The organism is Sphingopyxis sp. Root1497, assembly GCF_001427085.1.
GTDB lineage: Bacteria > Pseudomonadota > Alphaproteobacteria > Sphingomonadales > Sphingomonadaceae > Sphingopyxis.
This window is the reverse complement of the sequence record NZ_LMGF01000005.1, coordinates 48,417-63,135: the sequence shown is the minus strand read 5'-3', so window position 1 is coordinate 63,135 and position 14,719 is coordinate 48,417. Positions and strand designations below refer to the sequence as shown.

The following is a 14,719-nucleotide window of genomic DNA, read 5'->3' as shown; positions in this document are numbered from 1 at the left end:
TCCTCAGCGCGCTTGCCAGACGGGCTGGCGCTTTTCGGCGAAGGCACGCGGGCCTTCCCGCGAATCTGCGGAGGTGAAGACCACGCGCGTTTCACGCTTGTTCGCCTCCCAAAACTCGGCGTCGCCGGCGATCTGGCCCTCGGCAATACCCATGGCGATCCTTTTGCTCGCCTGCACCGCGAGCGGGGCGTTGACCGCGATGCGCTCGGCAAAGTCGAGCGCGGTGTCCATAAGCTGGTCGAGCGGGACCACCTCGTTCGCGAGGCCGAGATCGAGCGCGCGTTGCGCCGAAATCGGCTCGCCGGTCAGCAACAGCTGCATCGCAATCTTGCGTGGCAATTGCTGGACGATGCGAAACGCGCCGCCCGCCGCCGCGATGATCCCGCGCTTGACCTCGGGCAGTCCGAATTGCGCATGGTCGGCCGCAATCACGATGTCCGAGGCCAGCGCGAGTTCGGTGCCGCCGCCGAGCGCGAAGCCGTTGACCGCCGCGATGATCGGTTTGCCGATCGGGTGCCGCACAAAACCCGCGAAGCCCCAGGCGCGCTGCGCTTTGTCTTCGGGTTCGAGCCGCTCGCCGCGCGACAGGGCTTTCAGATCGGCGCCAGCGCAAAAGGCCTGGTCGCCCGCACCGGTGACGATCACCGCGCGGATTTCGGGATCGGCCTCGGCCCGTTCGAGTCCTTCGCCCAGCCCGATATGGACCGCGGCATTGACCGCGTTGCGCGCGTCGGGGCGGTTGATCGTCAGGATCAGGACGTGGCCGCGACGTTCGGCGAGCACGGCGGGAGCATCGGTCATCTTGTCTCTCCGATTGGCGGGCTAAAGGCCCAAAATCTTGGCGATGATGTTGCGCTGAATCTCATTCGTCCCGGCGTAGATCGACGCCGCGCGTTCGCTGACGTAGCGCATCGGCGCGATCGCGGCCTCGCGCGGGCCGGCGAAAGCGCCCTCGGCGTGCGGGAAATGGACCGGCCCTGCGGAAACCCCCGCCTGCGGCTGATAGGCCATGCCATAGCGGCCAGCTGCGAGCAGGCGCAGTTCGGTGATCCGCTGCTGCAATTCGGTACCGCGGATCTTCATCAGCGACGGGATCGCATGCGGATAGCGCCCGGCCCCCGCGTCGCTCATCGCGCGAAATTCGAATATTTCGAGCGCCAGCACATCGATCCGCGCCTGCGCGATCGCATCGGCGAAGGCGCCATCGTCGATCAGGCGCCCGCCCTCGTCGCCGCGCGCGGCGCTGGCGAATTGCTCGATCTCGTCGAGGTCGATCTGCAAGCCCGGCGCATAGGCCGCGCCGCCGCGTTCGAATTCGAGCAGATATTTCGCGACGGTCCACCCGTCACCGATCGCGCCTACGACATTCGCCTTGGGCACACGTACCGCATCGAGGAAAATCTCGTTCTGGATATTCTCGCCCGCGGGCGAAACCGTCGGCACCACGGTGACGCCGGCGCTGGTCATGTCGATCAGCAGGAAGCTGATGCCCTTTTGCGGCCGGTCGTGCGTCGACGTGCGGACGAGGAAAAAGCCCCAGTTGGCGGCGTGGGCATGGGTGCTCCACAATTTCTGGCCGGTGACGACCAGATGATCGCCATCCTCCTCGGCACGGCATTGCAGGCTGGCGAGGTCGGAGCCCGACCCGGTTTCGGAATAGCCCTGGCACCAGAAATGCTCGCCCGACAGCATGCGCGGCAGAAAATGGGCCTTCTGCGCGTCGCTGCCATGGCCGATGATCGCGGGGCCGCACATCTGCACCCCCATCGGCGACACCGGCGGTGCGCCAGCGGCGATGCGCTCGCGTTGCCAGATATAGCGTTGCGCGAGGCTCCAGCCGGTGCCGCCATGCTCGACCGGCCAGGACGGAGCGACCCAGCCCTTTTCGTGCAAGATCGCCTGCCAGGCGCGCGCATGATCCGGGTCGGCGTAGACGCTGGTCATATTGGCACCGCTCGCGCGCAGATCGTCGGTCAGCTTGTCGGTAAGAAAGGCGCGCACTTCGTCGCGAAAGGCGATTTCGTCGGCGCTCCAGGCGATGTCCATCGGCTGTCTCCTCAGGCCGCGCGCGACAGTGCGACGAAGCGGCGGCGGTGCCAGTCGGCCGAGCCGAATTCGCTCTCGATCACGGTCGCGCGGCGGAAATAATGGGTCACCGCGACCTCGTCGGTCATCCCCATGCCGCCGTGGAGCTGGATTGCATTCTGGCCGACAAAGCGGCAGGCGTCGGCGATGGTCACCTTCATCGCGGAGACGGCGCGGGCGCGGTCGGCCGGCGCGGCGTCGAGGCTGAGCACCGCGCGGTACACCGCCGAGGTCGCTAGTTCGAGCTGCATATACATGTCGACCATGCGGTGCTGAATGACCTGAAAGGTCGAGATCGCCTGCCCGAACTGGCGGCGCTCCTTGGTGAAGGCGATGGTATCGTCGAGCATCACGCGCATCACGCCAAGCGCCTCGGCACCAAGCATCGCGGTTGCGACGTCGCACAGCCGCTCGATCGCCTCGGCTCCGCGTGCGATGTGCGCGCTGTCGGGGATCGCAACGGCATCGAAGGCGACATCGGCGGCGCGCCGGCCGTCGATCGTCGGAAATGCTTGTTGCGAAATGCCGACCGCGCCGGCTTCGACGAGGAACAGCGCCGGCTCGTCGCCGACGCGCGCGGTGACGAGGAAATGCGTCGCCATAGGCGCCCCGCTCACGACGATCTTGTGGCCATCGACCCGCCAGCCGACCGTCGTGCGCAGCGCAATGGTATCGCGCGGCATGCGGTCGAAGCGCGTCTCGGCCTCGGCCCAGGCAAAAGCCAGTCGCATATCGCCGCCGGCGATCGCAGCATGTTCGGCCGTGTGCCCGGCGCCGAGCGCCGACGCGCCGATCACTGCGGTTTCAAAATAGGGTTCGACGAGCAGGTTGGCGCCAAGCTCCTCCATCACGACCATCATGTCGACCGCATCGCCGCCGATGCCGCCCGCACCTTCGGGCACGAACACGCCCAATATGCCGAGGTCGTCCGCAAGCCCGCGCCACAGCGATTCGCTCCAGCCGGACGCGCTACGCGCATTCGCCGTACGGACCGAAAATCCATTGCTGCGCTGAAGATACCCGCGCAGCGCATCGCGCAACTGACGCTGATCGTCGGTGAAAGTGAAGTCCATCGGCAACTCTCCGTGGCGCGGCCGCTATCATAGAAGATGAGCGCCGCAAAACGAATTAGTCGATTAATTAACTTTTCTTCGCGGTGCGGATATGGCAAGCGCCGGCGCGGCCAGCGGAGCGCCTTCGCGTCCGCTGGCGTATCGAAGAGAAGGGTAAGTTCATGTCCGATCGGCCGCTGTCCGGCATTCGCATCGTCGAGAGCGTGCAAGGGCCGCTGGCGATGATCGGACGCTATCTGGCCGATCTGGGCGCCGCGGTCGACCGCTTCGCGACCGATGCCGACGCCAGCGCCGAGGCGGTCGTCGCCAACGCCGGCAAGCGGCTGCACACCGGCGATCTGGGCAGTCCCGAGGCCGCGACGGCCATCGAGCGCGCGCATATCCTTGTCGCCGACCGGGCGTCGGGGGCCGATCTCGCCGCGCTCCGCCGCGCTAACCCGGCACTGATCACCATGACGGTCAGTGACTTCGGTGAAGACGGCCCGCTGGCGGACTGGCGCGCGACCGGTCCTGTGCTCCATGCGCTGTCCGCCGTGCTGTCGCGCTCGGGCATTCGCGGGCGCGAGCCGCTGCTGCCGCCCGGCGACCTCGCCTATCAATGCGCCGCCCCGCAGGCGGTTTTCGCGCTGCTCGGCGCGCTCTATCGCGCGCTCAGCGGCGGCAAAGGGGCGCATTTCGACTTCGCGGCGCTCGACGGCGCGGTGCAGGGCCTCGATCCGGGCTTCGGCATCAACGGCAGCGCGACGATGGGCAAGCCGGTCGGCCTGCTGCTGCGCGACCGGCCACGCGCGGGATTCCAATATCCGATCATGCGCTGCGCCGACGGTTATGTGCGCATCTGCCTGCTTGCCAAGCGCCAGTGGCGCGGCATGTTCCGGTGGATGGGCGAGCCAGCGCAATTTGCCTCACCCGATTTCGACCGGACGTCGCACCGCTATGCCTCGGCGGACTTGCTCCCTCATATTGCCGGCTTCTTCGCCGACCGTCTCCGCGCCGATCTGGAACGCGAAGGACAGGACTATGGCGTACCGATCGCGTCGGTGCTGACGCTCGGCGAATTTCTGGACAGCGACCATGCCGCCGTACGCGAAGCGGTCACCACGCTGGCCGACGGAACGCGGCTGCCCAATGGGTTCCTGACCATCGACGGCGACCGCATGGGGCCATTGCCGGCACCGCAGGACACCGAGTTTCCAGCAGCCGCCGGCGCGGCTCCCCTAGCTCCCTTTGGCGACCTGAAAGTGCTCGATCTCGGCGTCATCGTCGTCGGGGCCGAGGGTGCGCGGCTGCTCGGCGACCTCGGCGCCGATGTGGTCAAGATCGAGAGCCAGGCGTTTCCGGACGGCAGCCGCCAATCCTATCTCGAGCACGGCATGTCGGTCAGCTTCGCCGCAGGGCATCGCAACAAGCGCAGCCTGGGGATCGACCTGCGCAGCGACGAAGGACGCGCGCTGTTCCTCGACCTTGTCCGGCAAGCCGACGTCGTCTGCTCGAACTTCAAGCCCGGCACGATGGAGAAGCTCGGCCTCGGCGAAGCCGATCTGCGCGCGATCAACCCGCGGATCGTGTTGTCCGAAAGCTCGGCCTTCGGCGACACCGGGCCGTGGAGCGGGCGGATGGGCTATGGCCCGCTGGTTCGCGCATCCACCGGGCTGACGCTCGCCTGGCGCTATCCCGACGATCCGCAGAGCTTCAGCGATTCGATCACCGTCTATCCCGACCATGTCGCAGGCCGCATCTGTGCGATCGGGGTCGCGGCGCTGCTGATCCGTCGCCTGCGCACCGGGCTGGGCGGCGTCGCCAAGGTCGCACAATCCGAAGTGATGATCGGCCATTTCGCCACCGACGTGGTGCGCGGCACCCCTGCGGGCGGTGCGCCGACCGACTGGCCGTGGGCGGCCTATCGCGCCGCGGGCGACGACGAATGGTGCGTGATCACCGTCGAGAGCGACGCCGATTGGGCGCGGTTGTGCGAGACGATCGGCTATGGTGAAGGCTTGGCGTTTGACAGCGCCGCCAAGCGGCTTGCGGCGCGCGGCGAGATCGACACGGTGATCGAAGCCTGGCTCGCGGAGCGCAGCCGACACGACGCTGCGGAGACGCTGCAGGCGGCGGGCATTGCTGCCGCCCCGATGCTGCGGCTCTCCGAACTGCCGGATTCCCCCTATTATGTTGAGCGCGGTTTCTATCGGATCGAGGATCATCCCTGGTTGCAGGAGGATGTGTTCGGCGACGCCTATGTGGTCAAGACCGCCGACCTGCCCGCACCGACCTTGCGCCCTGCCCCGCTGAGCGGCGAGCAAAGCGAAGAGGTCATCGCCGACTGGCTCGACATCGATGCGGCGGGCATTGGCACGCTCAAGGATAAGGCCATCCTCGAACCGCTTGCCGAACTGACGCGGCAGCAGGCCGAGGCGCATATGGCGAGCGACGAACCCGTGACCGCGACGGGACGCTGGAAATAGGCTCTTTCGGCCCGCCTATTCGATGACGTGAAAATCGTCCGACAGGAAGATCGGCGAATTGGGCAGATCGATGAATTTCCTCTCGTCGGCGAGCAGCAGCGCGCCGGCGATGCGTCCGGCCTCGGTCGAACCTGCGGCGGCAAAGCTGGCCATATCGTCCCACCACAGCTGCGCGACACCATCGAAATCGAGGCCCGAGGAGCCGCGCACATCGGCGAGCGGAAAGGTGCCCGGGAGCGTCAGGCTGTGCGACTGGACATATTTTCGGATGCCAAGCGCCGCGGCATGGTCCTTGACCAGCGGCGCGTGCTCGTTCCGCCAATAGTCCTGGAATTGCTCGCGCGTCAGGCCCGGCAGGCGCTTGAGGCAGAAGGTCACTCGCAGCATCGTCGTTTCTCCCATTCGTCCACGCGTCCATCGGACGCCGCGCACTTCCTCATTGCACGTCGTAGTCAAATCTATATACAGTAGATAAATGAAGCAAGGGCCGCGCAGGCGATGCGGCAGGAAAGGATGGCAAGGGGCGGATGACCTATCATTCGGCAACGGGTCCGGTCGGCGCCGAGGGGCGCTATTGGGACGCGCTTCTCGAAGGGCGGCTTGAACTGCCGCGCTGCACGGGCTGCGGACGCTGGCATTGGCCCGCAGTTTGGCGTTGCGGCAGCTGCGGCAGCTGGGACCATGAATGGACCCAACAGCCGCTCGAAGGCGAGGTCTTCACCTATACCCGCACCCACCACCCGTTCGGCGGGACCGAAGCCTTCGCCAAACCCTTCTCGACCTTGATCGTCACCCTGAATTCGGTGCCGGTCCGCCTCGTCGGCGTATTGGAGGGAGACGAAGCGGGCCTGCGCATCGGCGCCCTTGTCACCGGAACGATCGCGCGCACCGCCTTTGGCGATGCCCAAATCCCCGCGCTGCGCTGGAGCCTTTCATGACCCCCAATTTGTCGGGCCTGACGGCCGCCGCCGGCGTCGGTTATCGCCAGTACAAACGCGGCACCGCGCCCGCCCCCGAACGCGGCGTGCTGGTCCGCGCGATCGTCGACGCCTGCGAAGACGCGGGTTTCGACCCGGCGGATGTCGACGGCTTTGTCTCCTATGGCGACGACAAGAACGAGCCGGTGCGGCTGATGCCCGACCTCGGCACCAAGGCGATCAACTGGTCAGCGCAGGTGTGGGGCGGCGGCGGCGGCGGCATCGCCGGAGCTTTTGGTATTGCGGCGTCGGCGATCCTGACCGGACAGGCGCGCGCCGTCGTCGTGTTTCGCGCGCTGGTCGAAGGGAATAGCGGGCGGCTGTCGGCGGCGGTGATGGCGCATCATCTCAACGACCATATGGTGTCGTCGGGCATTCTCGCCCCCGCGCAGGTCTGCGCGATGCGCGCGCAGCGGATGTTCGAATATCATGGCGTGCCCTATGAGCTGTGCGAAGAACTCGTCCGCGCCTCCTATTATCACGGCAGTCGCAACCCCGACGCGGTCGCCTATGGCAAGGATTTCGACCATGCTGAATATAGCGGTTCGCGGATCATCGCCGAACCGTTCCACCTGTTCGATTGCAGCCGCGAGAATGACGGCGCGGGCGCGATCTTGCTCGTCTCGACCGAGATGGCGCGCGACCTGAAGAAGAAACCGGTGAAATTGCTGTCGGTCGCGCAGGGGACCGAGGCGGGTTATGGCGACCTGCTCGAGAATGACGCGACCGAACTTTATCCGACCGCCGGCTTCCGCGCGATCCGCGACCGGCTCTACGGCACCGCGGGACTGACCCCGGCCGATATCGATGTCGTCCAGCTGTACGAGAATTTCAGCGCGCAGGGGATCGCGTCGCTGATCGACCATGGCTTTTGCACATACGAAAATGTGGCAGAGGTTGTGCGCTTCGAAAATCTGATCGCGCCGAGCGGGAAGCTGCCGGTCAATACATCGGGCGGCAATCTGGCGCATGGCTTCGTCCATGGTTTCGTCACGGCGGTCGAGGCGGTGCGCTGCCTGCGCGGCGAAAGCCCGAACCCAGTACCGAACGCGCGCACCTGCCTGCTCGCCGGCGGTCCCGGCGCGCCGACGATCAGTTCGGCGATCTTTGGGGTCGATTGAGAGTTTTTGCGTCGAACGGCCGGTTTCGGGTGGGCGTGGTCGCTCTGTATCTTATTACTTTGTCATTCCCGCGAAAGCGGGAACTCAGGGAAAGCTAAGCCTACGCACGCTCTGGGTCCCCGCTTTCGCGGGGATGACAAAAGAGGAAGCGACCGCTTCCCACACCAAAGCCAGCGCAGGCACCTGTCAACTGACGGTCGAAATACCGCCGCTCACCGGCAGCAGCACGCCCGTCACCCAGGCGCCGGCGCGCGACGAAAGGTAGATCACCGCGCCCGCGATATCGTCCATTTCCCCTGCCCGCGCGCCCAGTGGCGAGACGAAGGCCTTGGGCACCTCGTCGTCCGCACCCATGCCAAGAAATTGCTCGGTGAGCCGCGAGGGGAAGAGGCCCGGCGCGATCGCATTGCAGCTGATGTTGCGCTTGGCGAGGTGGCGGCCGAGGTGACGCGACATCATCGCAACGCCGGACTTGCTCGACGCATAGGCGAAATTTTCGAGATGCCCGGGGTTCAGCGCGGCGATCGACGCGATGTTGATCACCCGCGCCGGGTCGCCCGGGCTGGCGCCGCTCTCGAGCTGCGGCAGCAATTTGCGCGTCAGCAGGAAGGGCGCGGTCAGGTTGAGGTTCAGCACCGCATCGAAATCCCCGCGCCCATCGGCGTCGAGCGGCGTGGTGCGGTCGGTGCCGGCATTGTTGACGAGGATGTGGAGCGGCCGCTCGCCAAGTGCTTCGGCGACCCGTGCGATGCCGTCGTCGGTTGCGATATCCGCGGCCACGCCTTGGGCGTTACCGCCCAGTTCAGCGACGATAGCATCGACGTCGGCGGCGCCGCGCGCCACCACCCAGACCTCGACCCCCGCCTGCGCCAGCCCGCGCGCGATCATCCGGCCGATGCCCGATGTCGCGCCGGTCACGAGCGCGCGCTTGCCCGCGACGTCGAACAGGCCGGCGGTGTAGGCTGCGCTCATGCGAGCGTGCCGGGCGCTTGCGGCAGGAAGATCGTCTTGACCTCGGTAAAGGACTCGATGCCCTCCGGCCCGCCCTCGCGACCGACGCCCGATTTCTTGAAGCCGCCGAACGGATTGGTCAGGTCGAAATCGCGGCCGTTCTGGGTGAAATGGCCAGTGCGGATACGCCGCGCGACGCCATAGGCGCGGTCGGTGTCGTGCGTATAGACGCCGCCCGACAGGCCGAACGGGCTGTCGTTGGCGATCGCGATAGCCTCCTCGACGCTGTCATAGGGGATGACCGCGGTGACCGGACCGAAGATTTCCTCCTGCGCGATCGCCATGTCGTTGGTCGCGTCGGTGAACACCGTCGGCTCGACATAATAGCCGCTGTTCAGTGCTGGCGGCCGACGGCCGCCGGTCGCGATGCGCGCACCCTCGGCGACGCCCCTGTCGAAATAGCTGGAGACTTTGGCATGGTGCCGCGCCATCGCGAGCGGCCCCATCATCGTCGCGGGATCGAGCGGATCGCCGATGCTGGTCGCCGCCATCGCCGCTGCGAGGCTTTCGACATAGGCGTTCTTGCGCGCACGCGGGACAAGGACGCGGCTGAAATTGATGCACACCTGGCCGCAGAGCAGGGTGATCATCGGCGCAAGCGCCGGGCCCATCGCCTCGGGCTCGAAGTCGTCGAGCACGATCGCCGCCGACTTGCCGCCGAGTTCCATCGTAAAGCGCGCCATGCGCGACGCACAAACCTGTGCGATATGCAGCCCGACCTCGGTCGAGCCGGTGAAGGCGACCTTGTCGACACCCGGATGGCGGACGAGCAGGTCCGACGCCTCGCGGTCGGCGGGCAACAGGTTGATCACGCCATCGGGGAAACCCGCCTCCTCGGCAGCTTCAGCGAGCATGAACGCCTCGAGCGGGGTTTCGGGCGCCGGTTTCAGGATCACCGTGCAGCCCGTCGCGAGCGCTGGCGCCAGCTTGATCAGCAGCGAGGCGAGCGGACCGTTCCACGGCGCGATTGCCGCGACGACGCCGACGGGTTCGCGCACCACCACCGCGACCTTCGACATCATGCCATTCGACGGGCGGACATCCTCGAACGGATAAGTCTCGGCGAGTCCGGCATAATAGTCGAGCAGCCCCGCGGTGCCCGCGCCCGACCCCTGCGCCATCCAGATCGGCACCCCGACCTGCGAAATCCAGGCGCTGTCGAGCGCGGCGCCGCGGCGCTGCAGCGCCTGCGACAAGGCGCGCATATAGGTCGCGCGTTCGGCAGCCGACATCCGCGGCCAGGGGCCTTCATCGAACGCCTTGCGCGCCGCCGCGACCGCGCGTTCGACTTCGGGGACGCCCGCCGCGACCACTTCGCCGAACACTTCCTCGGTCGCGGGATTGGTCACCGCGAAGCGACCGCTGCCCTCGACGGGAATCCACCGCCCACCGATAAAGAGCCGGTCGGGATGCGCCACCTGCGCATGAGCTTGGCCGATCATGATAGTCTCCTGATTTTGATATTCAGCGTTTGTGGTCGTCGTGCTCGGACAGGAATTTCCCGAAGGTCTCGCCGCCTGCCGGGGCGCCGGTCATGCTCGCGATCATCCAGTCATATTCGGCCTGCCAGCCCTCGATCGGTGCGCGCGTCAGGCTGCCGTCGACGAGCGTCTTGATGCCCGCGATCCCCTGCGGCGGATGCGCGGCGATCGCCGATGCGACGGCGATAGCGCGCGCCTCGAGTTCGGACGCCTCGACGATTTCGTTCACCAGCCCGATGCGTTCGGCCTCTTCCGCCTCGACGACCTGCCCGGTCATCAGGATCGCCTTGGCGCGCGGCGCGCCGACCGCGCGCGGCAGCGACCAGGTCGCATTGGCGCAGCCATAGCCGACCGCGGTCACCTTGAAGCGAAAGCCGGGCGTCGCGATGCGCATGTCGCAGGCGAGCGCGAGCAGCGCGCCCGCGCCGAAGCAGATGCCGTCGATCGCGGCGATGATCGGCAGCGGATGCGCGGCGACGCGCCCGAACACCGGATCGCGCGCCTCGAAGGCGCGGCGCATCGTGGCGGCATCGAAGCCCGCCATCTCGTGGATATCGAACCCTGCGCTGAACGCCCTGCCCCCGCGCGCACTGATGACGATGGCGCGGATGTCGGGGTCGGTTGCGGCATGGTCGAGCTGCTCGGCAAAGGCGGTGAAGGTCGGCGTGTCATAGGCATTATGCACATCGGGACGGTTGAAGATCAGGTGCAGCACCCCGGGCGCGGGGGTCGCGACGATCAGCGTCGGGTCGGTGGTCATGGTCGGGGTCCTCAGCTCGTTTGCGGCATATGCGCCGCTTGGTCGGGGTCGAAAGCGGTCACCATTTCGTAACCCAGCGACGCCTCGAAGATCGGCATCGCACCGCGCAGCCAATGGTTGAGCGCGCGCTTGCTGAGCTCGACCGCGAGCGGCGACCGCTCGGCGAGCGTCGCGGCATAGCGCAGCGCGAGCGGCAACACCTCCGCGGGCGGCACCGCGTCGGAGACGAGCCCGATCCGCTCGGCCTCGCGGCCGTTCAGCTTGTCGCCGGTGAGCAGGTAGCGCTTGGCCTTTGCCATCGAACAGAGCAGCGGCCAGACCATCGCGGCATGATCGCCCGCGGCGAGGCCGATACGCAGATGCCCGTCGGACAGGTTCGCCTCTTCATTGGCCACCGAGATATCGGCGAGCAGCCCGAGTGCGAGGCCGATCCCCGCTGCGGGACCGTTGATCGCGGAGACGAGCGGCTTTCGCATCTCGATCAGTCCGGTCAAGATCTGCGACGTTTCGCGCATCATCCGGATCTTGTTGGCGTAGTCATTGCCTTGGCCCGCGATGTCGGCCCAGTCGCCGCCGACGCAAAAGGCGCGCCCCGCCCCGGTCACCACCGCCGCGCGCGCGCCGGGATCGGCATCGATGGCGGCGGGCAGCCGCACCAACTCGCTATGCAGCACATCGTTGGTCGCATTCATCCGCTCGGGACGGTTCAATGTGAGCAGCACGACGCCCGGCGCTGGGCGCTCGACCGCAATATGCTGAAAATCATAGGCGGCGGCTGCGCTCATGCGGTGGTGCGGATCAGTTCGGCGGCTTTCTCGCCGATCATGATCGTCGCGGCATTGGTGTTGCCGCTGGTGATCTGCGGCATGATCGAGGCATCGACGACGCGCAGCCGCCCGACGCCGCGCACGCGGCATTCGGGGTCGACCACCGAGCCGGCGTCCGACCCCATGCGGCAGCTGCCGACGGGGTGATAGGTGATCATCGTCTTGGCGCGAACATAGGCCTCCCACCCCGCATCGTCGGTGGGCACCGGGTCGGGCGAACGGTCGCCCAGCGTGATCGCGCTCAACGCGGGCATCGCGAACAACCGGTCGACCAGCTTCATCGCGCCGATCAGCGTATCGACGTCGGCGCGGTCGCCGAGCAATTGATGATTGATCACGGGCTCGAGCGCATCGCCCAGTTCGACACGCCCGCGCGACTTGGGCCGCGTGAGCGACACGTTGATGCTGATGCACGGCTCCTTCGGCATCACCGCCTCAGCCGACGACACCGTCTCGGGCTCGACATTGTAAGCGAGCGGCATGAAGTGGAGCTGGACGTCGGGTTCGTCGAGCCCGTCGCGGGTGCGCGCGAGACCCATTGCCTGCACCGCGGGCGCACCCATCGGCCCGGTCTTGTTCCAGAAAAATTTGGTCAGGTGTCGGATCATGTCGAACGGCCCGACCTGGCTGTTGAGCGTTGGTACGCTGACGAACTTGTTCTGGGTGATGCCGGGATGTTCCTGGAGGTTATGGCCGACCTCGGGCCGGTCGGCCTGCACCGCGATGCCGCGCGATTGCAGATACTCGCCCGCGCCGACCCCCGAGCGCAGCAGCAGCGCGGGCGACCCCATCGCACCCGACGAGACGATCACCTCGCGACGCGCGCGCAGAACCTTCGCATCGCCACCCTGGCGATAGCGGATGCCGACCGCCTCGCCATTTTCAATCAGGATCGTTTCGACATGCGCGTTGGTGACCGTCATCAGATTGGGACGTTTGCGCGCGTCACGCAGATAGGCTTTCTCGGTACTGCACCGCCAGCCGTCGCGCTGCGTCGCCTGGGTGAGGTACGCGCCCTCCATCTGCCCGCCGTTATAATCGTCGAGCCGCGCCAGGCCATATTGCTCACACGCGCGCAGGAACAGGTCGCACAGCGGATGCGGGTCGCGCATCGGCGACACCGACAGCGGCCCCTGCGACCCATGACTCTGGTTCGGCGCACCGCTCCAGCTCTCGCTGCGCAGGAAATAGGGAAAGACGCCGTCGAAATTCCAGCCCGTCGCGCCGAGCCGTTCCCACGCGTCGAAGTCGGCGCGGGTGCCGCGGATATAGACCTGCCCGTTGATCGCACTGCCGCCGCCGAGCATGCGCCCGCCCGACCAGATGAAGCGCCGCCCGTTGATCGACGGGTCGGGCAGCTGCCAATATTTCCAGTCGTAGCGGTCGTCGACGAGCATCTTGGCGAAACCGACCGGCATCTGGACCATCAGCCCGGTCGATTCGCCGCCGGCCTCGACCAGTGCGACGCGGACGCCCGGATTCTCGCTCAGCCGCGCCGCCAGCACGCAGCCCGCGCTGCCCCCGCCCACGACGATATAGTCCGCTTCCTCGCCTGACATGCACTCTCCATCAATCGACTAATTAATTTTAAGCTTCATATGCGCCTTCGTTGACACCGTCACCATGAAATATTAATTGATCAATTGAAAGTGGGTTGAACCACGGTGGCCGGGACAGGGAAAACCATATGCCAAGCGTGAATTTCCAGAATGCCGACGGCACCGTCGAGACGGTCGAGATCGAAGTCGGGGACTCGGTCATGCGCGGCGCACGCGACAATATGGTCGAGGGGATCGAGGCCGATTGCGGCGGCGTCTGCGCCTGTGCGACCTGCCACATCTATGTCGCCCCCGAATGGCTGGAGCGCGTCGGAGCCGCCGGCGCCGACGAAAGCGAGATGCTCGATTGCGTCAACGACCCGCGACCGAACAGCCGCCTGTCCTGCCAAATCGCGATGACCGACGACCTGGAGGGCTTGACAGTCTTCCTTCCCGAGTCCCAACGATAGGCGGGGCGAACATAGCGGACATGGGCATGGACAAAGAGAGCGGCTTGACGATCAAGGCAGCGCGGCGCGAGGAACGGTCGGCATCGGCCGAAGCGCTTTTGAACGCGACCGCGCAACTGCTGTCCGAGGCGAGCAACATCGACGTCTCGCTCAACGAGATTTCGCAGCGCGCATCGGTGAACAGCGCGATGATCAAATATTATTTCGGCAACAAGGAAGGACTGTTGCTCGCGGTGCTTGAACGCGATGCCGAAACCGCGATGACCGCGCTCAAGGCGCTGAGCGAGATGGATATCCCGGCCCAGAAGAAGCTGAAGATCCATATCAACGGTATCATCAACGCTTATTTTCGCTCGCCCTATATCAACCGCCTGATCCATTACATGGTCGAGTCCGGCAGTCCCGCGGCGAGCAAACGCGTCGCGCAGATCTTCATCGAACCGATGATCGAGGTCTATCGCGACATCGTCGCGCAGGGGGTGCGCGAAGGCGCCCTCAGGGACGTCGATCCCGGCCTGCTCTATTATTGCCTCGTCGGCGCCGCCGACCATATTTTCCACGCGGGCTATTCGGTCCCTTCGACGCTGGGCGTCGCGCGGCTCGACGACGGCATCAAGCAGAAATATGCCGAAATGGTCTGCGACATCTATCTGCGCGGTCTCGCGCCCTGAGCGTGCCGCGCTCACGCCGGCTTTAGCGCGGTCAGCTCGACCGCGATCCCGTCCATCAGCGTCGTCCCCGACACCGCCTCGACCACATCGGGGCCGTGGCCGAGCAGGATATTGACGTTCGCGCCCCCGGCCCGGTTCGCGCGCTGCCAGCCGCCGGTGCCATGCCCGAAGCAATGCGGATAAGATACCGTGCCGCGCAAATGGTCGGCGCTGACCTCGACCTCGACCTCGATCGCACCG

15 protein-coding genes are annotated in these 14,719 nt (G+C 66.3%); 5 read left to right on the top strand and 10 right to left on the bottom strand.

Annotated elements, in window-relative coordinates:
- Positions 1 to 3 precede the first annotated feature (3 nt).
- Genes ASD67_RS14730 through ASD67_RS14720 form a run of 3 tightly spaced genes read right to left on the bottom strand, consistent with a single transcriptional unit; the run spans position 4 to position 3,158 of the window.
- Positions 4 to 801, bottom strand: coding sequence for a crotonase/enoyl-CoA hydratase family protein (locus ASD67_RS14730; RefSeq protein WP_056348725.1), 798 nt, complete (start codon positions 799 to 801; stop codon positions 4 to 6).
- Between the two features lie 21 nt (positions 802 to 822).
- Positions 823 to 2,046, bottom strand: a complete 1,224-nt coding sequence (locus ASD67_RS14725) for an acyl-CoA dehydrogenase family protein (RefSeq protein WP_056348722.1) — start codon at positions 2,044 to 2,046, stop codon at positions 823 to 825.
- 11 nt (positions 2,047 to 2,057) lie between these two features.
- Entirely contained in the window at positions 2,058 to 3,158 is a 1,101-nt protein-coding gene (locus ASD67_RS14720) for an acyl-CoA dehydrogenase family protein (protein ID WP_056348719.1), read from the bottom strand.
- A 161-nt stretch (positions 3,159 to 3,319) separates the two neighbouring features.
- Here ASD67_RS14720 and ASD67_RS14715 point away from each other — a divergent pair, with 161 nt between their 5' ends.
- Positions 3,320 to 5,623 (top strand): CaiB/BaiF CoA-transferase family protein, encoded by a 2,304-nt coding sequence (locus ASD67_RS14715; RefSeq protein WP_056348715.1) that lies wholly within the window; start codon positions 3,320 to 3,322, stop codon positions 5,621 to 5,623.
- Between the two features lie 15 nt (positions 5,624 to 5,638).
- On the opposite strand, the gene ASD67_RS14710 is transcribed toward ASD67_RS14715, so the two are convergent.
- Positions 5,639 to 6,010 carry an EthD domain-containing protein gene (locus tag ASD67_RS14710; RefSeq protein WP_056351942.1) on the bottom strand — a complete coding sequence of 124 codons (372 nt, stop codon included), beginning with the start codon at positions 6,008 to 6,010 and terminating at the stop codon, positions 5,639 to 5,641.
- A gap of 140 nt (positions 6,011 to 6,150) precedes the next feature.
- On the opposite strand from ASD67_RS14710, the gene ASD67_RS14705 reads away from it, so the two are divergent.
- A complete protein-coding gene (locus tag ASD67_RS14705) occupies positions 6,151 to 6,561 on the top strand; it encodes a Zn-ribbon domain-containing OB-fold protein (protein WP_056348711.1) in 411 nt (136 codons plus the stop codon).
- A complete protein-coding gene (locus ASD67_RS14700) occupies positions 6,558 to 7,721 on the top strand; it encodes a thiolase C-terminal domain-containing protein (RefSeq protein WP_056348709.1) in 1,164 nt (387 codons plus the stop codon). Before ASD67_RS14705 ends, ASD67_RS14700 begins: the two co-directional genes overlap by 4 nt.
- 186 nt (positions 7,722 to 7,907) lie before the next feature.
- Here the strand turns inward: ASD67_RS14700 and ASD67_RS14695 are convergent, their stop codons facing one another.
- Genes ASD67_RS14695 through ASD67_RS14675 form a run of 5 tightly spaced genes read right to left on the bottom strand, consistent with a single transcriptional unit; the run spans position 7,908 to position 13,359 of the window.
- Entirely contained in the window at positions 7,908 to 8,693 is a 786-nt protein-coding gene (locus ASD67_RS14695; RefSeq protein WP_056348706.1) for an SDR family NAD(P)-dependent oxidoreductase, read from the bottom strand.
- Positions 8,690 to 10,174, bottom strand: a complete 1,485-nt coding sequence (locus tag ASD67_RS14690) for an aldehyde dehydrogenase (protein ID WP_056348702.1) — start codon at positions 10,172 to 10,174, stop codon at positions 8,690 to 8,692. Before ASD67_RS14690 ends, ASD67_RS14695 begins: the two co-directional genes overlap by 4 nt.
- 22 nt (positions 10,175 to 10,196) lie before the next feature.
- Positions 10,197 to 10,973: an enoyl-CoA hydratase/isomerase family protein gene (locus ASD67_RS14685; protein ID WP_056348699.1), complete on the bottom strand. Its 777-nt coding sequence runs from the start codon at positions 10,971 to 10,973 to the stop codon at positions 10,197 to 10,199.
- Between the two features lie 11 nt (positions 10,974 to 10,984).
- Positions 10,985 to 11,758, bottom strand: coding sequence for an enoyl-CoA hydratase-related protein (locus ASD67_RS14680; protein WP_056348696.1), 774 nt, complete (start codon positions 11,756 to 11,758; stop codon positions 10,985 to 10,987).
- Entirely contained in the window at positions 11,755 to 13,359 is a 1,605-nt protein-coding gene (locus ASD67_RS14675) for a GMC family oxidoreductase (protein ID WP_056348693.1), read from the bottom strand. Before ASD67_RS14675 ends, ASD67_RS14680 begins: the two co-directional genes overlap by 4 nt.
- Before the next feature lie 128 nt (positions 13,360 to 13,487).
- On the opposite strand from ASD67_RS14675, the gene ASD67_RS14670 reads away from it, so the two are divergent.
- Positions 13,488 to 13,808, top strand: a complete 321-nt coding sequence (locus ASD67_RS14670) for a 2Fe-2S iron-sulfur cluster-binding protein (protein ID WP_056348690.1) — start codon at positions 13,488 to 13,490, stop codon at positions 13,806 to 13,808.
- A gap of 44 nt (positions 13,809 to 13,852) precedes the next feature.
- Complete coding sequence (locus tag ASD67_RS14665) at positions 13,853 to 14,479, top strand: TetR family transcriptional regulator (protein ID WP_162248591.1); 627 nt, start codon at positions 13,853 to 13,855, stop codon at positions 14,477 to 14,479.
- 11 nt (positions 14,480 to 14,490) lie between these two features.
- On the opposite strand, the gene ASD67_RS23345 is transcribed toward ASD67_RS14665, so the two are convergent.
- On the bottom strand, positions 14,491 to 14,719 hold a 229-nt coding region (locus ASD67_RS23345; protein ID WP_200938037.1), incomplete at its 5' end, for a hypothetical protein.